Raw genomic sequence first — 22415 nt, forward strand, 5'->3', positions numbered from 1 at the left:
ATAAATGCAAATGACCCAATCTTCTCCCATCAGCATCCTGTTGCATCCCGGCGACAATGTTGAAATTGCGCTGGCTGACCTGAAAACAGGGACGGAACTTTCACAAAGCCCTGTCACCCTGAATGCACCGGTCGCACGTGGCCATAAAATCGCGATACGTTCGATTGCCGCGGGTGAACCTGTTCTGCGCTACGGCCAGATCATAGGTGTCGCCACTGCAGACATCGCACCTGGCGATCACGTTCACACCCACAATCTGGGTATGAGCGACCATCGCCAGAACTATGATTTCAGCAAAGATGCCAAACCTTTGCCGCCCATTTCGGACGCCCGGTTCTTTATGGGCTATCCACGCAGTGACGGGCGGTTCGGTACGCGCAACTATATCGGTGTTCTGACATCGGTAAATTGCTCGGGCAGTGTCGCCCGCTTCATTGCCGAACAGGCGGAAAAAACCGGCTGGTTTGCCGATCTTGAAAATGTCGATGGCATCGTGCCGATTGTTCACGGAAGTGGATGTGGCATGGGCCGACACGACGAGGGATATGACACCCTGTTCAGGACTCTCGCAGGTTATGCCAAACACCCGAATTTTGGTGGAATCCTGCTTGTCGGTCTGGGATGTGAAGCCATGCAGGTCGAAGATCTCGTCGGGGAGGAAAAATTGCGTCATGACGGCAACTTCCACTATATGACCATCCAGAATAGCGGTGGAACACGTCAAACCGTTGAACGCGGCGTTGATATTGTGCGTGATCTTGCATTGCGGGCCAATCAGGCAAAGCGGGTGCGTGTCCCGGCATCCGAACTGGTTGTTGGGCTGCAATGTGGCGGATCAGACGGATATTCCGGAATTACCGCCAATCCGGCCTTGGGATATGCATCCGATTTGCTGGTTCGTCACGGCGGCACCACAATTCTCTCGGAGACACCTGAAATCTATGGTGCGGAACATCTCCTGACCCGGCGCGCCATCAATGATGAAATCGGCCAGAAACTGGTCGACCGGATTTTATGGTGGGAAAACTACACATCGGTGCGCGGCGGCGAAATGAACAACAATCCGTCGCCGGGCAACAAACGGGGCGGCTTGACCACCATTCTGGAAAAGTCCCTTGGTGCTGTCGCCAAGGGCGGCACAGCCCCCCTGACCGATGTCTATGAATTTGGTCAGATCATCACCAACAAGGGCTTTGTCTTCATGGACAGCCCCGGCTACGACCCATGCTCTGTCACCGGTCAAATCGCAAGCGGGGCAACCCTGATTGCCTTTACCACAGGTCGCGGATCGGTTTCGGGCTATGTGCCAAGCCCCTGCATCAAGCTCGCCACAAACAGCACGATGTATGAAAACATGTCCGAAGATATGGACGTCAATTGCGGAACAATTGTCGATGGTGCAATCACAATTGAGGATAAAGGCCGCGAAATATTCGACCTGTTCCTTGAAATTGCATCGGGCACCAAAAGCAAAAGCGAGGCCCTTGGTTTTGGCAGCGCCGAGTTTGTCCCCTGGCAAATCGGGGCTGTGATGTAGGTATCACAGGTCCCAGACATTCAGCCCGCACGACATTACATCATCAAGAATGTCGGAAACCCGGACTGCTTTACCGGTCCGTCAAATACGACGACGCGGAAAAGCAGTCCGGCTCTGTTACGTTGGCTCGCCTTATGCCTCCCCAACACCAGGCGGCACGAACTGATATAATATCAATCGACCACAAAAAGGGTCGCGCCTGTCTCGGTTGAAGAACGATGTGCCTCTGCGTTATCGGCCACCTGATAGCTCATCCCCGGTTTCAGAACAAAGGTCCGGCCATCTTCAAGCTCGGTCGCAAGTTCGCCTTCCAGACACAGCAGAATATGCCCCTTCGAACACCAGTGATCGGCCAGATAGCCCGGTGAATATTGCACCATGCGGACCCGGATCGGGCCAAATTGCCGTGTTCGCCATGTCGCCATGCCGGTTTCACCGCGATGTTCGGTCGGCTCGATAGAAGACCAGTCGGTCGTGCCAAAGGGCAGATCAGTGATATTCATGAAGGGGCGTTCTTTCGCAACAGATGTGGGGCGACAGGTGTGGGACGCGTATCCTCCGTCGTCGGAGATCGCCGGTTAACTATGGTTTTTGCGAACAAACCGTCAATCACCTTCGCAATCTTAATCTGGCAAACCCCATATCAGATAAACGCGGTATTAATCTTTAACCTTTAGGCAGATAGTTGGTAATCAACGAGTCGCACCAAGAGGCTGTCCCGATCTTGTTACCCGCAACCATCGCAACCAATCAGGACTATTCCGCCCGGCGTCTGGCGGAAATGCGTGCTGCATTGGCAACACGCCTGCAGGGCGATACATTTTGCGTTGTCGTAACAGGGTCTTATGGACGCCACGAGGCATCCGACCAGTCCGACCTTGATTACTTTATCATCGGCCGCGAAGCCGAACGTGATCAGGCCCCGCATCAGGAAGTTGCCGACATCCTTGGCAAGATGGTCACCAAGAAACCGGCGGTAAACGGCCCGTTTTCATCCTATGTCACGGCCGAGGAGCTGGTAAATCGCATCGGTCTGGATGGTGATACCAACTCGATCACCACAAGGCGGCTTTTGTTCCTGCTCGAATGTGAATGGCTTTATAACGAGGCAGGCAAACGCAAATTCTTTGACGATCTGATTGCCAACTACGTCACCACATCGGTCACGCGGGACTCCATCGCCCGCTTTCTGGTCAATGATGTGATCCGCTACTACCGGACCATCAGCGTAGATTTCGAAATCAAGACCCGCGAAGGCGACGCCAGCAAGGCATGGGCACCCCGCCGCCTCAAACTCGTATTTTCCCGAAAGATGCTTTATTTTGGCGGTATTATTGCGGCTGCGGAAACAGCAGGACGTGATTATGCGGGGAAACGCGAAAAACTGTCGGAACTTTTACAGCTTCCACCAATCACTCGACTGCAAACCGTGTTTGGCGAGAAAAGCCTGCCTGCACTTGATCTTTATGACCGCTTCCTGCGCGAACTATCCAATCCCGATGTGCGCGCCCGTCTTGACGGGGTCGGACCGCATGATCGCAATAATGTGCAATTGCGGTCGCTTCTTGACGCCGGCAAGGACTTCTCGCGCGAGCTGATCAAACTGCTTAATGATCGCTATGGTCCTGACCATCCGATCCACGAAGCGCTTTTGATGTAGGATCGAAACCGCCTTACGGCGCAAGGGTCACATGCTTGTGGTAATGCGCCCGATCAAGGTCATGGACCTCGACCGTAAATTGCACCGCATAATCCCCCACCAGCCATTCCAGCCGATCACGCAGCACCGCAAGGGCTGCCTCGCCCGTGGCGAACTTCATCTGATCGGTCCGCCCCGACAGCAGACGAATATCAAGATGGACCATCGCATGACTGTCATCACCATCGGCAATCACGACATTCTGCAGCGCTGAAATCCGCGTCTTGAAGGAAGAGAGATCCGCATCGGCTTCGCGGGCAATCACATAATGCAGATCAACAGCCAGTTTCGGCAATTCGTCGGCAATCGGAAGCTTTGCAGAATATTCGATTTCAAGCTGGGGCATGTTTCCAAACTCTTTGGTGGGGCTGATTGCTTTTACCAAGCAAGTCCCGCCCTGAACACAAAAAAGCCGGTCTGACTGAACAGACCGGCTTTGATGCAAATCGGCAAAGACCGATTAGTAACGGTAATGATCCGGCTTGAACGGACCAGCCTGCGGAACACCGATATATTCGGCCTGTTCGCTCGAAAGCTTGGTCAGTTTTACGCCCAGACGGTCAAGATGCAGGGCTGCAACTTTCTCATCAAGGTGTTTGGGCAGGACATAAACCTTGTTTTCGTAGTTGGCAAAGTTCTTCCACAGCTCGATCTGTGCCAGCACCTGGTTGGTGAAGGAGGCGGACATGACAAAGCTCGGGTGGCCGGTTGCACAACCAAGGTTGACCAGACGGCCTTCGGCCAGAACGATCAGACGTTTGCCATCCGGGAATTCGACTTCGTCGACCTGCGGCTTGACGTTGTCCCACTTGTAGTTACGCAGCGAACCGATCTGGATTTCGGAATCGAAGTGACCGATGTTGCAAACAATTGCGCGGTCTTTCATCGCACGCATATGGTCAAGCGTGATGATGTCGATGTTACCCGTGGTGGTGACAAAGATATCGCCAACCGGTGCAGCATCTTCCATGGTGGTGACTTCGTAACCTTCCATCGCGGCCTGCAGAGCACAGATCGGATCGATTTCGGTCACAAGAACGCGGGCACCCTGGCTGCGCATCGAAGCAGCAGAACCTTTACCCACGTCACCAAAGCCGGCAACAACGGCAACTTTACCGGCAACCATTACGTCGGTTGCGCGCTTGATGCCATCGACCAGGCTTTCACGGCAGCCATACAGGTTGTCGAATTTCGACTTGGTGACCGAGTCATTGACGTTGATCGCCGGAACCTTAAGGGTGCCTTTTTTCGCCATTTCATACAGGCGGTGAACACCGGTGGTGGTTTCTTCCGACAGACCTTTGATGTCTTCAAGAAGTTCCGGATACTTGTCGTGGATCAACTGGGTAACGTCGCCGCCATCGTCAAGGATCAGGTTCGGTTTCCAGCCGTTCGGGCCGGAAATGGTCTGCTCGATGCACCACCAGAATTCTTCCTCGGTCTCGCCTTTCCAGGCAAATACCGGGATTTCAGCAGCAGCAATCGCCGCCGCAGCCTGATCCTGGGTCGAGAAGATGTTGCACGAAGACCAGCGAACTTCCGCACCAAGTGCCGTCAGCGTTTCGATCAGAACTGCGGTCTGGATGGTCATGTGCAGGCAACCGACGATACGTGCGCCAGCCAGCGGCTGTGCTGCGCCATATTCTTCGCGCAGCGCCATCAGGCCCGGCATTTCGGTTTCGGCAATCGCGATTTCCTTGCGGCCCCAAGCGGCCAGCGAGATGTCTGCGACCTTGTAATCGGTAAAGTTCGACATGTCGTCTCCAATCAAACAGGAATGGCGCATCCGCCACGGACTTCTGTCCTGCCGATACGCCGAGAAATTCTGTTGCGGTCATTTCCCTGACCGCGATGGAACACATATAAAGATTTCTTTATATCGTTTTCAAGTCTTTTTTTGCCCAATCGCAAAAGACGGATCAATCCACGACCATTCTCACCCCGAAATCCTGCTGATTTCGGCGGAAAATTTCGGACTGTTCCCTATGTCGTGATGATGGTTGCAATGGACAAGGCCGATGACTGATCCGGCCAAGATTGCGCCAAGGCCCGATCAATCAGGCAAGATCGTTGAAATCATCAAGCATCATGGCGATGCGTGCCGAATCCCACTGTTCCATGACCCGGTTGGCCTGATGTTCGGAATTACGGGTATCAAGCCGGCGCAGGCGCTGTTTGACCAGCAACAGGTTAACCGGCGACATCGACAGATTGCGTAAACCAAACCCGATAAACAGCGGCACATAACGCGGATCACCCGCCATTTCGCCGCAAACACTGACCGGGATACCCCGTTCACCGGCAACCCGGATCACATCACGGATCAGGCGCAAGACCGCCGGATGAAGCGGATCATAAAGCCCCGCCACCTGATCATCGGTCCGGTCAATCGCCAGCGTATATTGCGTCAGGTCATTGGTGCCGATGGCAAAGAAATCGCATTCACGCGACAATGTATCGATGGCAATTGCCGCGGCCGGAATTTCGATCATTGCACCCAATGGCGGCAATATTTCGGGGATCGCGTGCCCTTCCTTGCGCAGGCGCTTGGCGACTGCCTCGTATATCTGGCGCGCACGTGTCATTTCATGCACCCCGACCACCATCGGGATCAGCACCCGGACCGGCCCATGCAGGGACGCGCGCAAGATGGCGGCAAACTGGGCTTCAAGCAGTTCGGGTTTGCGCAGCGACAAGCGAACACCGCGCAATCCCAAAGCCGGATTTGGTCCCGACCCCATATCGGCCTGAAGCGCCACCGCGAGCTTTTCACCACCGATATCAAGGGTGCGAATCGTGACCGGCTTGCCGCCCATCCGTTTTACGATGTCAGAAAGTTCTGCATATTGTTCGTCTTCATCTGGCAGGTAATCCTTGTTCATGAACATGAATTCACTGCGCAAAAGCCCGATGCCCGTCGCCCCGTTTTCAAGGGCTGCGGAAAGTTCGATCGGCAATTCGATATTGGCATGAAGATCAATATCGACCCCGTCGCGCGTTGCCGATGGTACGTCGCGCAATGTCGCAAGCTTGTCACGTGCGGCCAGCCAGTCTGCCCGGCGCTGGCTGTAATGTTCGATATCGGCATCAGAGGGCGACAGGATAACCTCGCCGCGCCCGCCATCGACAATGATCTGATCACCACCCGATACACCCCGGATGATGTCGGTCGCCCCCAGAACGGCCGGAATACCGAGTGATCTTGCCATAATCGCCGTATGGCCCTCGGCCCCGCCAAGGGCGGTAACAAAGGCAGTCAGCTGCCCCGGTTCAAACCGGGCCATATCGGCCGGGCTGACATCCTCGGCAATCAGGATCGCCCCCTTGGGGGCCTTTTCAACGGCACGGTCGGTTTCGCCCATCAGACAACGCATCAGGCGCAAGCCGACTTCACGGATATCGCTTGCACGCGCCGCGATATAGCGATCATCCATGCCCGAAAACTGGGTAGCGATCACATCAATCACTTCGCTGACCGCATGGACGGCATTCAGCTTGCGCGAAACAATCAGTTCTTCCGCACCGCGCACCAGCCGCGACTGGGTCAGCATGTGGATATAGGCATCAAGCAGGAAGCCAAGTTCCTCGGATGCTGCACTGTCGGCTGATGAAGATTGGGATTTCAGACGTTTGAGCTGATCGATGCTTTCCGCAACACCGTCATGCAGGCGTTTGCATTCGGCATGAACAGCATCATCGGCAATCGGTTTGCGGCTGACCTGGATATATTGGCGGTCCACAACAAAAGCCCGGCCAATCACGATCCCGCCTGATGCGCCCAATCCGGTAATGACCCGGCGGGCACCGGTGGCATGGTCGTCTGATGGGGTTTGATCTTTTGGCGGAACTTGCAAACCTGGGGTCAGAACCTGTTTTTGTTGTTTTCCCGAAAGTCAGAAGTCTTTTGGTCGTTATGCGTTTTATTCTTCGTCGAACTTTGCATCGACAAGTTCGTTAAGGGCCTCAATCGCCTTGACCGCATCGGGTCCGGTTGCTTCAACCTCGATCTCGGTGCCAATGGATGCGGCAAGCATCATAAGCCCCATGATTGATACACCCGAAACTTCGGTGCCGCGATTGCGGACCATGATGCTGGATTCAAATTCACCAGCCAGTTTAACAAATTTCGCCGCCGCCCGCGCGTGCAAACCACGCTGGTTGCTAATCGTAAGGATACGTTTTTCCTTCTGCGCCATCTATGTCCCCGCCAGCCGGATGTCCGATTGCGATACATCCGGCCTTCTTATTTTTGTTGCCGTCTTATTCTTCGCCACTCAGCAGACGCGACGCAACGTTGATATATTTACGCCCGGCATCCTGAGCCGCATTGACCGTCTCGGCCAGCGTCCCGTCAATGCGAACAGATGCCAGTTTGATCAACAAAGGTAAATTAACCCCTGCGATGACTTCGACATTTGCCTGTTCCATGATGGAAATCGCCAGATTGGACGGCGTCCCGCCAAACATGTCCGTCAACAGGACAACACCCTTGCCGCTGTCGACTTTCTCGACGCTTGCAAGGATATCCGCGCGGCGTTGTTCCATGTCGTCATCGGGTCCAATACAGACCGATTCGACATTTTCCTGCTCGCCAACAACGTGCTGCAAGGCAGATACGAACTCTTTCGCGAGATCGCCATGGGTGACCAGCACCATCCCGATCATGCAGTTTTCTCCATTTTATTCACTCCCCCGATGCCGGTTCATCTGGCTTGTCTCGATGTCCGAGATGTGTGTCATATCCCAGATCGGCAATCCAGTCATTGAGTATCCGTGCGATATAAACCGAACGATGTTGTCCGCCCGTACACCCGATCGCAATGGTCAGATAGCTTTTCCCTTCTTGCGCATAACGCGGCAGGATCGGCTCCAGCATTGCTTTCAGACGGGTCACAAACCCGGAGAAGTCCGGGTCTTCTTCAATATATTGGCCTACCCGATCATTCATGCCTGTCAGCAGGCGAAGCTCGGGATCATAATGCGGGTTGCGCAGAAAGCGAACGTCAAAAACCAGATCGGCTTCTGCAGGCACACCCTGACGGAATGAAAAGCTTTTGACAAAGATCGCAAGGCCTTCATTTTCGCCAATATCAAACTGGTCCTGAAGAATCTTGCGGAGCTCGGTTGATTTCATCCGCGATGTATCGATCCGCATGTCCGCCGTCGCCGCAATCGGCGCCATCAGACGTTTTTCATGCTCGATCGCGTCAACCAGTGGCCGGTCATGGCTGAGTGGATGGGGACGGCGCGTTTCGGTAAAGCGACGCTGTAGCACCGTTGTGTCGGCATCGACATAGATCATCAAGGGTTCCATGCCGGTCTGCTTGCGCAGGCGTCCAACAATCTCGACAAACTGGTCAACGCCAAAATCACGTGTGCGGATATCAAGCCCGATGGCAATCGGACGATCCGGGCGGCAATCGCTTGGCACCAGGGCCGAAAGCAACCGAAGCGGCAAGTTGTCAACCGCATCAAAACCGAAATCTTCAAGGATTTTAAGGGTAGTTGTCCGTCCTGCCCCCGAAACACCGGTTACAAGGACAAGACCGCTTCTGCCATCAAAGCTGTCAGGTGCGGCATTCTGGTCAGCACGGGGTTTGACGGGAGTTTTCTGCAAAACAGCTTCCTTAAGACTCTAAGCGCAATTCACCGGTCGCAAGCGCCAAAGCTACCCTGATCTTGGCCTCAAGTGCCAGATCGGTTGCACATAATGTCCAACGCGCAACAGATATGCCACAAATCTCTTCTGATGTGCCATGAGGCATTCGTTCCACAAGTTCAGGATCATCAACCAGATCAATCACCACCCTGACATCGCCTTCAGGACGTTGTGGCAATCCGCGCACAATGCCAAGCCCGCGTACTTCACACAATCCGGCAATCGTTGCGGGCGATGTTGCAATCAGGCGCCCGTCGCGTGCGACAAGGTCTGTCCGGTCATCTGCGATCAGAAAGCCCCCCGCATCGATCAAACGCAGAGATATACTGGATTTCCCGGAACCGGACGGACCGCGCAGCAAAAGCGCATAGTCACCGATCTGGACACAATTGGCATGAAGCTGGGACATAATGGCAAAACGATGCGGGGCGGCGCGTTTGTTGTCAAACACCAAACGCGTAAACCTGACCTTCCGCATAAGCGTTTCGCGGTTTTTTGGTGCCGATTCCCTATTCGAGCGGCAGACGAATGGTAAAGATAGCACCCTTTACCTCGTCCCCGACCACGCGATTCTGTGCGCTCAGTTCACCATTATGGGCCGAAATGATCCGCTTGGAGATCGAAAGACCAAGTCCCGAATGCTGGCCGAATTTCTCGGTTGCGGGGCGCTCGGTATAGAAGCGGTTAAAGATCGCCTCTTCCTTGCCCGGCGGGATACCCGGACCGTCATCCTCGATCGTGATGATCGCACGTTCCTTGTCACGCCATGCCCGAACCCGGACTTCACCGCCCTCGGGGCTAAAGGTAATCGCGTTTGAAATCAGGTTTCTGAACACCTGGGTCAACCGGCTTTCAAGGGCCGGAACATTCAGGTTTTCGGGGACAGACACCCGGATACGCGGCCCGGAAGGATCGGCATTATAAAGTTCGCCCAGTGTTTGCAGCAGAACCCGAAGATCAACTTCTTCGGATTCCGCGCGCGACAATTCGGCATCCATCCGCGAATAGTCGGAAATATCACTGATCAGACGATCCAGACGCTGCACATCCTCGGCAATGATTTCCATCAGGCGACGCTGGCGTTCCGGGTCCTTGAGACGCGTTGCCGTTTCCACCGCACTGCGCAGCGATGTCAGCGGGTTTTTGATTTCATGCGCCACATCGGCGGCAAACCGTTCAATCGCATCCATGCGGTCCCAAAGGGTCTCGGTCATATCGCGCAGCGTGGTCGACAGATCACCGATCTCGTCGCGGCGATCCGACAGATCGGGAATGGTGAACTGGCGGTTCTTGCTGCGCCGGACCCGTTCGGCTGCACGCGCCAGCCGGTTTAACGGCCGGGTAATCACGCCAGCCAGATAGATCGACAGCAACACCGTAATGCCAAAGGCAAAAACAAAGATTTTAAGGATATCAAGCCGCACCGCATGCAGCGCGCTTTCAATTGTGTCGCCACTTTTGGTCAGCATCACCGATGCCAGAACCTGCTTGAAACGCGCCACGGGAACCGACACCGACAAGACCCGGCGTCCCTGGCTATCCACACGCACAACACCGCGCGAATACCCCGCCAATGCCGCACGAACTTCGGGGTAATCGGCTGCACTTGCCACGGGCGGATCGACATAAAGCGGCAAGGGCTGCTCGCCTTCAAACAGGGTCAGAAGCCCGTCGGTCAGTTTGCGCATGATATCGGCAAAGGCATCTTCTTCGCCCGGTGCCGGAAGTTCTTCGGCCTGAATGGTGCCCGCGCCAAAGGACTGGATATTACGGCTGTCAGCCATCAGCTTGCCATTGGTGGCAAAAAGCCGTGTGCGTGCGCCGGTAATGCCAACAAGCCGACGCACCATCTCGCGCGCGACTTCAAGCTTCACCCGGTTGGTCGCATCATCTTCGGCACTGACCGCAGACGTCGAAAGGGCGGCGGCATACATTTCCGCCTGCACGGCCATGGCTTCAAGTTCGGAATGAATAAGTTCCTGCTTGTAGCGGCCCAGATACAGAATACCTGCAACCAGCACAAACAAAGCCAGCGCATTCACGGCAAGAATGCGCCAGGTCAAAGGGGAAAACAGCCCGTGGCGTTCCTCTATGCGTGCCGCCCGTGTTTCGGACTGGCCTGTCGTCTGGTCATGATCGCCAGCGCTTTGATCGCTCATTCAAACCTGCGTAACTGGCCCGCTTGGATCGGGCCTGCAAAACGATAGGTGCCGGAACAGACATGCTCCGGCACCAGAATTCATCTGATTATCCTGCCACCGTGGCAGAGTCGCGATAGCGGTAGCCAACGCCATACAGGGTTTCGATTTCCTTGAATTCCTTGTCAGTCTCGCGGAATTTCTTGCGCAGGCGCTTGATGTGGCTGTCGATGGTGCGGTCATCGACATAGATATGTTCGCCATAGGCCGCATCAATCAGCTGGTCACGGTTCTTCACATGACCCGGATGTTTTGCCAGTGCCTGAATCAACAGAAACTCGGTCACGGTCAGGTTCACATGCTGCCCTTTCCAGCTGCACATGTGGCGTGACGGATCAAGAACCAGATCCCCGCGCTGCAACACATCATCGGACCCGTTCGGGCGAATACCACCGGCCCGCATGATTTCCGAACGGCGCAGCAATGTGCGGATACGTTCAATCAGCAAACGCTGCGAGAACGGCTTTTTGATGTAGTCATCCGCGCCAAGACGCAGACCGGTCAGTTCATCAACCTCGTCATCCTTGGACGTCAGGAAGATCACCGGCATTTCGGTTTTCTTGCGCAGATGGGTCAGAAGTTCCAGTCCATCCATACGCGGCATCTTGATATCAAGCACGGCAAGATCCGGCTCTTCCTTGGTCAGGGCATGCAATGCCTCCGAACCATCGGAATATGTCAGGACCTCATAACCCTCTTCTTCCAAAGCCATGGAAACAGACGTCAGGATATTACGGTCGTCATCAACAAGTGCGATCTTACTCACCTGGACCTCGTCATCTGGACAGATACAATTCGTTCGTTAGTTTTGTGACTATACAATTTACATTCCAATGTGGCGAAAAAATAACCACTTGCGGCATAATTAAGGCTCATCGAATACACGCATCATCTCTGGCACGTCTTGCCTGTATTTGTTGACTTTGCGCCATTCTGCCCAATAACAATCACCCCATCAGGATAAAAGCGCGGACCCGGTACAAACGCGCAAAACACAAAAAGGGTCCCAAACGGGATCGGAGGCCGCAATTTTTTACTGGTTACGCAATTTCAGTCGCGCAAGCCTGACCTTTGTCGGCACGCTGATATCGGCTTTGGTGGTCTGGCTTGCCGTCAGTTCGACCGGCAATCTGACCATCCGCGAACTGCAATCAACCGGTCAGGCCCGTCTGGCCCTTTATGACAGCTCCCTGCGTGCGGCGATTGACCGGTATCGCTACCTTCCCTATGTGGTTGCCCGCCATCATCAGGTGATCCAGGCCATCTCTGACCCGCAAACAGCCCAGATCGCCAATCTTTATCTGGAACGGGTCAACAACCGGTCCGGTGCAGCAGCCCTTTATGTTCTTGATAGAACCGGTGTCACCGTCGCATCCAGCAACTGGAACACACCGGACAGTTTTGTTGGCGAAGACTATTCGTTCCGCCCCTATTACAGTCTGGCCCTTGCCGGGAACGAGGGATTCTTTTTCGGGATCGGCGTCACCACCGGACGCGCTGGTGTTTTCATCTCCAATCCGATTTTCCAGAATGGCGAGATCATCGGTGTCGTCGTCGTCAAACTCGAACTCGATGAAGTTGAAATGAACTGGCAGGAAGGCGGCGAAACCGTTTTCGTTGCCGATGCCGACGGTGTGATCACCCTGACCAGTCGCGGCGACTGGAAATACCGGACCCTGTCCCCGCTTTCCGATACTGATCGCACCCGTATCAACCTGAACCGCCAATATCCCGGCCGCGAACTGACATCGTTGAATGTCGGGCAACAACTGGCAAAAGGTTCGGGCATCGTCACCATCAGTTCCCACCGTTACCTGTTTGACAGCAAACCGATCCGCGGCAGTGACTGGCGCATCTTCTATCTGACCTCGATGGATCAGGTTACCGACCGTCAGGCCGCTGTCATGCTGATCGCCATCATTGGCGGGGGCATGATCGTTTTGCTGATCCTGTTCTTGCGCGAGCGCGAGCTTAAACTCGCATCCCAGCGTGAAGCCCGCGAACTTGAACGCATCCAGGCGCTTAATACCCGGCTCGAAGAAGAAATTGCCGAACGCCGCAAGACCGAAGACGAGCTGCGCGGCACCCAGAATGAACTGGTCCAGGCAGGAAAACTGGCCGCCCTCGGTCAGATGTCCGCAGCCATCGCCCATGAAATCAATCAGCCGATCACCGCAATCCGGACTTTCTGTGCCAGTGCCAAACTGATGCTTGACCGCGGCAAAACCGACCAGCTTGACCAGAATATCAGCCAGATTTCATCCCTGACCGAACGCATGGGCGCGATTACCGGACAGCTCAAGACATTTTCACGCAAATCGACTGGTGTGCTTGAACCGGTTGATTTGAAAGTTGCTCTCGGGAACGCCTTGCAACTTCTGCGTCCGCAGCTTGAGTCCGAAAATTGCAGTCTGGAACGCAACGAACCGGATTACCCCCTGATCATCCGGGCCGATCTGGTCCGGATCGAACAGATTTGCGTCAACATCATCCGCAATGCGCTTGATGCAATGGAAGATAGCGGGGTTAAACGCATCCGCATCGACCTGGCCACCGATGCCGATGATGTTACCATGCACATCACCGATACCGGACCGGGCATGAATGACGAAACGCTGGCACTTCTGTTTGACCCGTTCTTTACCACCAAGGATCCGGGACAAGGTGTGGGATTGGGACTTTCAGTAACTTATGGCATTGTGCGGGACTTTGGCGGCACCATCAAAGCCTATAACACCACAATGGGCGGTGCCTGCTTCGAAGTTCGTTTGCCGCTGCTCAGGAACAGTAAACAGTGACGTCAATCAGCCAGATGCAAGATCCGATCACCAAACCGCACATCATCATTGTTGATGACGATGCCGCGATGCGCATGGCGCTGTCGCAATGGCTGGAACTTTCGGATTTCGATGTCACGGTCTATGAGGACGCGCGCGAGGCGCTGCGCGATATCCGTCCCGATTTTGCTGGTGTCATCCTGACGGATGTGAAAATGCCCAAACTTGATGGCATCACATTTACCAAATCCGTCCTTTCGGCGGATTCCGATATTCCCGTCATCCTGATGACCGGCCATGGCGATGTCCCGATGGCGGTCGAGGCAATGAAAAGCGGCGCATATGATTTCGTCGAAAAACCGTTCGAGCCCAAAGACATTGTCGAAAGTCTCGAACGCGCCATTGAAAAGCGTCGTCTGGTTCTCGAAAACCGCCAGCTTCGTCAACAGATCATCCACCGCAGCAGTTTGGACAGCCGCCTGATCGGCAATTCTTTGCCGATGCGTGCGCTTAAGGACGAAATCGCCAATATTGCCCCGACCGAAGTCCCGGTTCTGATTTCGGGTGAAACCGGTACCGGTAAGGAACTGGTCGCACGCGCCATCCACGATCTCAGTGACCGGCATGATGAAAAATTCGTCGCTGTAAACTGTGCTGCCATTCCCGAAAGTACGGCTGAAAGCGAACTGTTCGGTCATGAAAAAGGCTCTTTCACCGGGGCGGCCAGCCAACGGATCGGCTGGATCGAACACGCCATTGGCGGTACGCTGTTTCTTGACGAAATCTCAAGCATGCCGCTGGCCCTTCAGGCCAAATTGCTGCGCGTGATCGAACAGCGCGAAGTCGTGCGTGTTGGCTCAAACGCACCGGTCAAAGTTGACTTCCGGCTGATCTGTGCGACCAACGAAGATCTGGTTGATGCGGTCAGCGCGCGCAATTTCCGTGAAGACCTTCTGTTTCGCATCAATACCTTTGAACTGGCCATCGCATCCTTGCGGGATCGCAAGGATGATATCGCCCTTCTGTTTGATATCTTTGCCGAACGTGCGGCCGAACGGTTCGAGCGCCCCTATGAACGACTGACACCGGCACTGATCGCGCAACTCAAGGCCCATGAATGGCCCGGCAATGTCCGCGAACTTAAAAACATGGCGGAACGGTATGTCTTGCTGGTCGGAAGTGCTGAAGAACGGTTCAAACGCCTGTTCAAGGGCGGGTTTGATCCGGCAGGCAAACCATCAACGACCCTTGCGCTTGCCGATCAGGTCCGTGACTTCGAGGAACGCGTCATTCGTGATGCACTTGATCGCCATGACGGCAATGTCAAATCGGTGATGGAAGAACTCGACATCCCGCGCCGGACCCTGAATGAAAAGATGAAAAAGCTGAACATCCGGCGCGACAAGCCACTCTGATCAGATCGGCATATCGGCAACATTCCGCCGATCAAAATCCTCAGATCGGCAATATTATGCCGATTTCTCAATTAAGCCCAAAATAAGTATTTGATTTTAAATAATATTTTTTATTCCTGTTTTGGCATACTCATTGCACATTCGAGTACCAAAATGATAAAATGACAAAAACACAGGGAGGAGATTCAGACAGCCAGCCCGATCCGGGTTTTCCAGATGGCTGTTTTGTATATCAACTCTCTGACATGATTTCATCGACCTGCCAGAATTGCTTTGTGCGCAGCTGGCGTCGAACGGAACCGGAAGCGACCAGGCTTCATGTCATCATGACAGCCACACCGGACATCCGTGAAATCCAAGAATAACAGGCCATGACAATTGGCCGGTAAAGAACGTGAAGAACCGTATTCTGTAGCGATCTTTGATTAATTGGACATTAGAAGTGTTAACCCTAGGGAGGACTACCATGAAGCTACGTACTCTGCTTTCCGCAGCAGCCGCAGCCATGATGCTGACCGCTACTTCTGCTTCAGCACAGCAGCTTTCGATCGCAACCGGCGGGACCGGCGGCGTTTATTATCCGTATGGCGGTGGCCTTGCGGAACTGATCACGAAATATATTGATGGTTCAAGTGCCGTTGCCGAAGTTACCGGTGCATCTGTTGAAAACATGGGTCTTGTTTCCCGTGGCGACAGTGACATCGCAATCGGTCTGGCCGATACCGTTTATGCAGGTTACACCGGAACCGGCAAATTCGAAGGCCGCACCCTTGATAACGTGCGCGCACTGGCTTCGATCTATCCGAACGCTGTTCAGCTCGTTACCCTTGCCGATAGCGGCATCAACAGCCTTGCCGACCTTAAGGGCAAGCGCGTTTCTGTTGGCGCACCGGGTTCGGGGACCGAAGTTTCGGCCAAAACCCTGCTCGAAGCCAATGGCATCACCTATGATGACATCGAAGAGCAGCGCCTGAACTTCAACGAAACCGCTGATGCAATCCGCGATGGCGACATCGATGCCGGTTTCTGGAGCGTCGGCCCGCCCACAAGCTCGATCCTGAACCTTGCAACCACGCGTAACATCAAGCTGATCGCGCTGACCGATGATGAAATCCTCGCAGCACTTGATGCAGAACCGACCTTCGCACCCTATGCCCTGCGCAAAGGCATCTACGAAGGCGTAACCGCACCGGTTAACACCATTTCGACCCCGAACGTTCTGTTCGTAAGCGACGAAATGGACGAGGAACTGGCTTATCAGATTACCAAGACCCTGTTTGAAAAGGTCGACGAACTGATCGCCATCCATCCGGCAGCCAACGATACCACCATTGACTTCGCACTGGGTTCGACCCCGATCCCGATGCATCCGGGCGCCCTTCGTTACTATGAAGAAACCGGTTTCCCGATCCCGGAAAAACTGCGTCCATGATTTCGCAAAAGGTTGGGCGGCCTCTTTTGGCCGCCCTTCTTCTCTCGATCACAGCCTGTGCTGGCCCTGCCAGCCAACAGGAAGTCAAACCCGGCACCACCGTCGATCATCTTGAAGTTATCGGCCCGGATGGTTCGGTTCTCGCAAGGACCGACATTCCACGACAGACCGGCTGGTGCCTTTACTGGAATCATTCTGTTACCGGTGATGGCGTGATCGACTGTTACATAGACGATCTCGGCAAGATGGTTCTTCATCGCGCCTATCAACCCGACTTCGCGGCAGGACTGGGACATTTCCCCGGTCGTGGGATACTGACCAGCGCCGAAGGCGGTGGATACTGGATCGAAGATATTGATGAACCTGTAGCGGGCAACGCCTATGTGCTGCGCGTCGGGTCTCTTGCAGTTAATCACCGTATCGTCACAACCGATGGTGACGAAATCTATCTTTCAAAGATGGCTGAACACACACGTGTCACCATCCGCCTTGATACCGGGGAATAAGTTTAATGTCTGAACCGGCACCGTTTCCGTCCATGACGGACAAACTGCCACAACCCAAGATGGTTGTGTTGGCAATTTCGATTGTTGCTGTCGCACTCTCCCTGTTCCAGATGTATGGCGCCGGGATCGAGCCGCTTGGTCTGTTTTATCAGCGCAGCATCCATCTTGCCTTCGTCATGTTCCTTGCCTTCCTGATGTTCCCGGTATTTGGCAGCAACAAGAAGCGCGGCGCACTCGGATGGATGATTGATATCGCCTTCCTCGCCGGTGCCTTTACGACAGGCTTCTATCTATCCTTCTATCTGGATGCGATCATCAATCGCGCCGGTTTCTGGAGCAACACCGACCTGATCATCGGTGTGATTGCAACCGTAACCGTGCTCGAAGCAAGCCGCCGTGCAGTCGGCCTTGGCATGACCGTGATCGGCATTGTCGCCATCATCTATGCCCTTTCGGGTCCGCGTGGCGCTCTTCCATGGCTTGGCGAATGGCTTCCGGGCATTCTGGCCCATCGCGGTGCCGATATTGATCGCCTTGTCGGTCAGCTCTACCTTGGTCAGGAAGGCATCTATGGCCTGCCGATGGGGGTTGCTGCGACCTATATCTTCATGTTCGTGCTGTTTGGTGCCTTCCTTGAAGTCACCGGCGCGGGCAAATTCTTTATCGACATGGCCTATGCCGCCACGGGTAAAAAGGCCGGCGGCCCGGCCAAGGCTGCGGTTCTGGCATCGGCCGGGATGGGATCTATCAGTGGATCGGCAATTGCCAACGTTGTGACAACCGGCGCCTTCACCATTCCGCTGATGAAGAAACTCGGTTACCGCCCGGCACAGGCCGGTGGTATTGAAGCTGCGGCATCTACGGGCGGCCAGATCACCCCGCCCCTGATGGGTGCTGGTGCCTTCCTGATTTCCGAATATACCCAGGTGCCCTATCTCGACATCGTCATGATCTCGATCTTCCCGGCGATCCTGTATCTCGGAACGGTTTATCTGTTCGTCCACATCGTCGCACTCAAGAACGGCATGCGCGGCATGCCGGTCGAAGAACTGCCTGACTGGCGTGAAGTTCTCAAGGAAGGCTGGCAGTTCATCCTGCCGCTTGGCATTCTGATTTATCTGCTGGTGCTCAATATCTCGCCGATGCGCGTCGGCTTCTGGGCCATCATTTCGGTTATGGCGGTTGCAGCCCTGCGTTATGCCCTTTGGTATTTCGTGGTCGCCCCGCAAAATGGTGAAAAGCCGACCCATGACGGGCTGAAACAGGCCATCAAAAAGGGCATCGCGATTACCATCGCCGCTCTTGAACTCGGTGCGAAAAACGCCGTTGCCGTTTCGATGGCTTGTGCGGTTGCCGGGATCATCGTTGGCGTTGTCGGTCTGACCGGCCTCGGCCTGAAATTCTCGTCGATGATGATCGCGTTTTCTGGCGGCAACATCGTTCTGGCCCTTGTACTGGTTCTGCTGGCCAGCCTGATCCTCGGCATGGGTCTGCCGGTGACGGCATCCTATATCGTTCTGATCGTTCTGGTCGGTCCGGCACTGTCGAACGAGTTCGGTATCCCGCTACTGATCGCCCATCTCGTGGTCTTCTGGTACTCGCAGGACAGTAACGTGACACCACCCATTGCGCTGGCGGGATTCGCGGGGGCGGCAATCGCCAATGCAAGCCCCATGGAGACCAGTATTCAGGCCTGGAAATTCGCCAAGGGCCTGTATCTGATCCCGGCCTTCATGGTCTTCAATCCGGAAATCATCGAAGGCGGCGCAATCGAGATCGTTCTGTGGACCGGCTTTACCGCCATCCTGTGTCTGGTCGCCTTTGCTGCTGCCCTTGAAGGCTATCTGTTTGATCATATGGATGTGATTTCGCGCATCGTGATCGTTCCGGCAACGATTGGCGTGTTCTATCCCGACGTCAAAGCTGAAATTGCCGGCACCGTCGTCCTGCTTGTGGTTCTTGGCTTTAACTGGTGGAAAAGCAAAAAGAACGGCGCAACGCCAAGCGCTGTCACCAGCTAGGCACCACCTGACAGACCTTTGAACAAAGCCCGCAGCCTCACCCCTGCGGGCTTTTTCTTTGGGGCGGTTCCCTTCAGGTCAACATTCGTTCCACCCTACCCGACCGGGCAGTAGACCGACCGGAATTGAATCGATACAGTATTACTCATACAAATAAATCCTGCTTCTGAACGCGCCCCTTTTAACTCCGGAAACATCATCTTCCATGCAGTTTATTCTTCTGCTGCGTCAGGCCCCAAGGCAGCTTGCCTTTGGCGTATTACACAGTTTCGGCTCTTCCTTTGGTCAGACCTTTCTGGTTGCGCTTTTTGTTCCGTTCATTTCCGCAAGCCTCGGTCTGAACGCGACCGAGTTTGCCAATATCTATGCCGGAATCACGATTGGCAGCGCGCTGTGTCTGCCGGTCGTCGGGCGCTGGATCGACAAGGTCGATATCCTGTCCTACAGCCTTGCCACCTTGGGGCTTCTTGCCCTTGGTTGTGTGATGATTTCGGTTGCCAGCAATGTCTGGATGCTGATTGCCGCCCTGTTTGTCTTGCGCCTCGCCGGGCAGGGATTGATGAGCCATGTCAGCATGACCGGCATCGCACGCTATTTCAGCAAGCATCGCGGGCGCGCCCTTGCGATCGCAAGTTTCGGCTTTCCACTGGCCGAGGCGATCCTTCCGGCGACACTTCTCGCACTGATTGCCACCGTCGGCTGGCGCTATACCTATGCCGGGTCGGCGGCCTTTATCGTGGGGGTATTGATACCGGTTGCCATTCTGCTGATCCGCGGTGATCAGAAATTCCGTGCCGCCCCGGCTCGCAAGGACAAAACTGCCCCCAAAACCGCATCCGCAACCAATGGCGAGTCGCAAACCGCCCTTAACGCCGATAACAGCAATGATCAGGCTGCGCCATCCGGTCCGGAACATCCCCGCCTGTTCAGATCGCTTTATGTCTGGTTCTGTATGCCGATGCTGGCTGCACCGCCCCTGATCATGACCGCCCTGTTTTTCCATCAGGGGACGATTTCAAGTCATAAGGATATTGATCTTGGCTGGTTTGCGGCGGGCTTTACCGTTTTTGCCGTGACATCGGTGATGGGGGCCTTTGGCAGCGGTCCGCTGATTGACAAACATTCCGCGCGCCGACTGTTTCCCTGGCATCTGATCCCGATGATGCTGGGAATTGTTGTCCTTGCATCAACCACTCAACCCTTTGTCATTCTGATTTATATGGGTCTGGTCGGTATTACCGTCGGTTTCGCCACCACCCTGCGCACCGCCATCATTCCCGAACTGGTGCCGCTTGATGAAATCGGGGCGGTGCGTAGCACCCTGACCGCTGTGATGGTGCTGGCCTCCGCCATGGGACCGGCGATTTATGGCTGGATGTTTGCCGCCGACATTTCCATCGAGGTCATGCTGATGGCCACCCTGATTGTCATGGCCGTGATCAGCATCCTGTCCTGGCTGTCTGAACGTCCAGGCTTCTACGTCCCGCCGGGCATCAGCCCACAGGATTCGCAATAGCCGGGCGGCTGGCAAAACAGCCGCTCCGCAGACCGCAAGACAGGCAGGATCACCCGACACACAGGCGGATCCGGGCAGCCAAGCAAACAACATCCCGGGGTAACCCTTAGCAGTCGATACGATACCGCCCCACATGCTGCCGGGCCTGTTTTACGCTGCCCTTTGCAAAGGCCGGTGCTGCCAATTGCCGAAAAAAATGGCCCGGATCACAAAAGTGACCGGGCCAGTCGGGAAAACAGCGTCAAATAGGGAGGAAGACGCTAGATAGAAATCGGTAGTCCAGCGTGCGGGAGCACCTCTTGGGGAGGAAACTCAATCGGTGCTCGACCGCGCGCAATCGTCTGATCAGGCAGCACCGCCAACGGTACCGGCCGGATGCTTGATGTCGGATGCCTTGTCCGAACCTTTGAACAGGTTGCGGAAGAAGGAACCTACGAACTCAGCGCGCAGCTGCTGACCTTTACGTACACCTGCTTCAATTTCGGTGGCGGAGATGTAACGGGTGGTGATTTCTTCGTAAGTGGCCATGGTGACCTCCTAAAAATTTCGTTCGTTGCGACGCCGTGTCGCTCTCGATGAACTCAATCTAATTTTCTTTACCGGGAAAGAGAATTAGCTCAATATGCACATTACTTGTGAAAGAATGTCATAAATAGGAATGCCGAAATATGGATCGTGCCGCGGAAATGGAAATCTTTGTCCATGCCGTTGAGGAAGGAAGCTTCTCAGCCGCTGCAAGGACTATGCGTCTGTCCCCGTCAGCCGTGTCGAAATACATTTCCCGACTGGAAGACCGGCTGGGCGCACGCCTGTTGATGCGCACCACCCGTCAGCTCAGCCTGACCGAGGAAGGCCGTGCCTTTTATGAACGCGCACGCACGATCTTAAACGAGATCGAGGAAGCCGAAGAAGTCGTCACCCAGCTTTATGCCGCTCCGCGCGGTACATTGCGCATCAACGCATCGGTTGCCTTCACCAAGATGCAGGTAGTCCCCCTGATCCCGGAATTTCTGGCCCGCTACCCCGATGTCCGGATCGAATTGACGCTTGATGATAAATTCACCGATCTGGTCAACGATGGTTATGATCTGGCCATTCGACTGTCCGCTCTTGAAGATTCGTCACTGATCGCGCGCAAATATGCGGTCAACCGCCGAATGATTGTTGCCTCGCCGGAATATCTCGAAAAGAACGGCATCCCGCGCAAGCCGCAGGATCTGGAAAACCATAACTGTTTGCATCTGTCATCGCGCGAAAGCTTTAACGACTGGCACTTTGAAACCCCGGACGGTCACGTGGCCTTCCGCGCACAGGGGTCGTTCTCAGCCAATGACGGTGACGTGCTTCACGAAGCAGTTTTGGCCGGTCTTGGCATGGCGCGTCTGGCTGAATATCTGGTTCATGAAGATATCCGTACCGGACGTCTCACCCCGGTTCTGACCGAATATGTCCATGATCAGGCATGGATTTCGGCGGTGTATCCGCATAAGCGCCACCTGTCGCCCAAGGTCCGCGCCTTTGTCGACTTTTTGGCCGAAAAATTCACCCCGGTCCCGCCATGGGAGCTTGGCTTCCGCGATGCCCGTTCTGTGCGTCGCCCCGCTGATGCCGCGCCCGCCGATGGCGGACCGACCGAACCGGCGGATCAATAAGGA

At 54.9% G+C, this 22415-nt stretch carries 20 protein-coding genes; 9 read left to right on the forward strand and 11 right to left on the reverse strand.

The features are described 5' to 3' along the window. Nucleotides 1–10 precede the first annotated feature (10 nt). Nucleotides 11–1537, forward strand: a complete 1527-nt coding sequence (locus WA318_RS00395) for a UxaA family hydrolase (RefSeq protein ID WP_336079431.1) — start codon at nucleotides 11–13, stop codon at nucleotides 1535–1537. A gap of 173 nt (nucleotides 1538–1710) precedes the next feature. On the opposite strand, the gene WA318_RS00400 is transcribed toward WA318_RS00395, so the two are convergent. Then, nucleotides 1711–2040, reverse strand: coding sequence for a DHCW motif cupin fold protein (locus WA318_RS00400; RefSeq protein ID WP_336079433.1), 330 nt, complete (start codon nucleotides 2038–2040; stop codon nucleotides 1711–1713). A gap of 221 nt (nucleotides 2041–2261) precedes the next feature. Between WA318_RS00400 and WA318_RS00405 the strand changes: the two genes are divergently transcribed. Further along, the gene (locus WA318_RS00405) at nucleotides 2262–3197 is read left to right on the forward strand and encodes a DUF294 nucleotidyltransferase-like domain-containing protein (RefSeq protein WP_336079435.1); all 936 of its coding nucleotides are present in this window, start codon (nucleotides 2262–2264) and stop codon (nucleotides 3195–3197) included. Nucleotides 3198–3210: 13 nt separating this feature from the next. Here the strand turns inward: WA318_RS00405 and WA318_RS00410 are convergent, their stop codons facing one another. From WA318_RS00410 to WA318_RS00450, 9 genes are all read right to left on the reverse strand, one after another. Then, nucleotides 3211–3582, reverse strand: a complete 372-nt coding sequence (locus tag WA318_RS00410) for a 5-carboxymethyl-2-hydroxymuconate Delta-isomerase (protein WP_114096143.1) — start codon at nucleotides 3580–3582, stop codon at nucleotides 3211–3213. A gap of 114 nt (nucleotides 3583–3696) precedes the next feature. After that, nucleotides 3697–4992 (reverse strand): adenosylhomocysteinase, encoded by a 1296-nt coding sequence (gene ahcY, locus WA318_RS00415; RefSeq protein WP_114096819.1) that lies wholly within the window; start codon nucleotides 4990–4992, stop codon nucleotides 3697–3699. Between the two features lie 301 nt (nucleotides 4993–5293). Then, complete coding sequence (ptsP, locus tag WA318_RS00420; protein WP_336079439.1) at nucleotides 5294–7090, reverse strand: phosphoenolpyruvate--protein phosphotransferase; 1797 nt, start codon at nucleotides 7088–7090, stop codon at nucleotides 5294–5296. A 66-nt stretch (nucleotides 7091–7156) separates the two neighbouring features. Further along, on the reverse strand, nucleotides 7157–7432 hold the full coding sequence (locus WA318_RS00425; RefSeq protein WP_114096144.1) for an HPr family phosphocarrier protein: 276 nt from the start codon (nucleotides 7430–7432) through the stop codon (nucleotides 7157–7159). A 64-nt stretch (nucleotides 7433–7496) separates the two neighbouring features. After that, on the reverse strand, nucleotides 7497–7901 hold the full coding sequence (locus tag WA318_RS00430; RefSeq protein ID WP_114096145.1) for a PTS sugar transporter subunit IIA: 405 nt from the start codon (nucleotides 7899–7901) through the stop codon (nucleotides 7497–7499). A 19-nt stretch (nucleotides 7902–7920) separates the two neighbouring features. Next, entirely contained in the window at nucleotides 7921–8853 is a 933-nt protein-coding gene (gene rapZ, locus WA318_RS00435; protein WP_336079444.1) for an RNase adapter RapZ, read from the reverse strand. Nucleotides 8854–8863: 10 nt separating this feature from the next. After that, a complete protein-coding gene (locus WA318_RS00440) occupies nucleotides 8864–9346 on the reverse strand; it encodes an HPr kinase/phosphorylase (RefSeq protein ID WP_336079445.1) in 483 nt (160 codons plus the stop codon). Nucleotides 9347–9404: 58 nt separating this feature from the next. Then, complete coding sequence (locus WA318_RS00445; RefSeq protein WP_258548564.1) at nucleotides 9405–11054, reverse strand: sensor histidine kinase; 1650 nt, start codon at nucleotides 11052–11054, stop codon at nucleotides 9405–9407. An 88-nt stretch (nucleotides 11055–11142) separates the two neighbouring features. After that, nucleotides 11143–11859, reverse strand: coding sequence for a response regulator transcription factor (locus WA318_RS00450; protein ID WP_114096147.1), 717 nt, complete (start codon nucleotides 11857–11859; stop codon nucleotides 11143–11145). A gap of 331 nt (nucleotides 11860–12190) precedes the next feature. Here WA318_RS00450 and WA318_RS00455 point away from each other — a divergent pair, with 331 nt between their 5' ends. The 6 genes from WA318_RS00455 (at nucleotide 12191) to WA318_RS00480 (ending at nucleotide 20760) form a co-directional block, all read left to right on the forward strand. Beyond that, complete coding sequence (locus tag WA318_RS00455; protein WP_258548565.1) at nucleotides 12191–13891, forward strand: sensor histidine kinase; 1701 nt, start codon at nucleotides 12191–12193, stop codon at nucleotides 13889–13891. Next, on the forward strand, nucleotides 13888–15285 hold the full coding sequence (locus WA318_RS00460) for a sigma-54-dependent transcriptional regulator (protein ID WP_336079448.1): 1398 nt from the start codon (nucleotides 13888–13890) through the stop codon (nucleotides 15283–15285). The genes WA318_RS00455 and WA318_RS00460 overlap by 4 nt, the downstream gene beginning before the upstream one ends. A 466-nt stretch (nucleotides 15286–15751) precedes the next feature. Beyond that, a complete protein-coding gene (locus tag WA318_RS00465) occupies nucleotides 15752–16717 on the forward strand; it encodes a TAXI family TRAP transporter solute-binding subunit (RefSeq protein WP_114096149.1) in 966 nt (321 codons plus the stop codon). Next, nucleotides 16714–17223 carry a DUF1850 domain-containing protein gene (locus WA318_RS00470; protein ID WP_336079451.1) on the forward strand — a complete coding sequence of 170 codons (510 nt, stop codon included), beginning with the start codon at nucleotides 16714–16716 and terminating at the stop codon, nucleotides 17221–17223. The genes WA318_RS00465 and WA318_RS00470 overlap by 4 nt, the downstream gene beginning before the upstream one ends. A 5-nt stretch (nucleotides 17224–17228) precedes the next feature. Next, the gene (locus WA318_RS00475) at nucleotides 17229–19244 is read left to right on the forward strand and encodes a TRAP transporter permease (RefSeq protein ID WP_336079452.1); all 2016 of its coding nucleotides are present in this window, start codon (nucleotides 17229–17231) and stop codon (nucleotides 19242–19244) included. 205 nt (nucleotides 19245–19449) lie between these two features. Continuing rightward, nucleotides 19450–20760, forward strand: a complete 1311-nt coding sequence (locus tag WA318_RS00480; RefSeq protein ID WP_336079453.1) for an MFS transporter — start codon at nucleotides 19450–19452, stop codon at nucleotides 20758–20760. Between the two features lie 345 nt (nucleotides 20761–21105). Here WA318_RS00480 and WA318_RS00485 read toward each other — a convergent pair whose 3' ends face one another. Continuing rightward, on the reverse strand, nucleotides 21106–21288 hold the full coding sequence (locus tag WA318_RS00485; RefSeq protein WP_114096153.1) for a hypothetical protein: 183 nt from the start codon (nucleotides 21286–21288) through the stop codon (nucleotides 21106–21108). Nucleotides 21289–21428: 140 nt separating this feature from the next. Here WA318_RS00485 and WA318_RS00490 point away from each other — a divergent pair, with 140 nt between their 5' ends. Next, nucleotides 21429–22412 carry a LysR family transcriptional regulator gene (locus WA318_RS00490; RefSeq protein ID WP_336079455.1) on the forward strand — a complete coding sequence of 328 codons (984 nt, stop codon included), beginning with the start codon at nucleotides 21429–21431 and terminating at the stop codon, nucleotides 22410–22412. The last annotated feature ends 3 nt before the right edge of the window (nucleotides 22413–22415 follow it).

Source organism: Thalassospira sp. CH_XMU1448-2 (assembly GCF_037027285.1).
Taxonomy (GTDB): Bacteria; Pseudomonadota; Alphaproteobacteria; order Rhodospirillales; family Thalassospiraceae; genus Thalassospira; species Thalassospira profundimaris_C.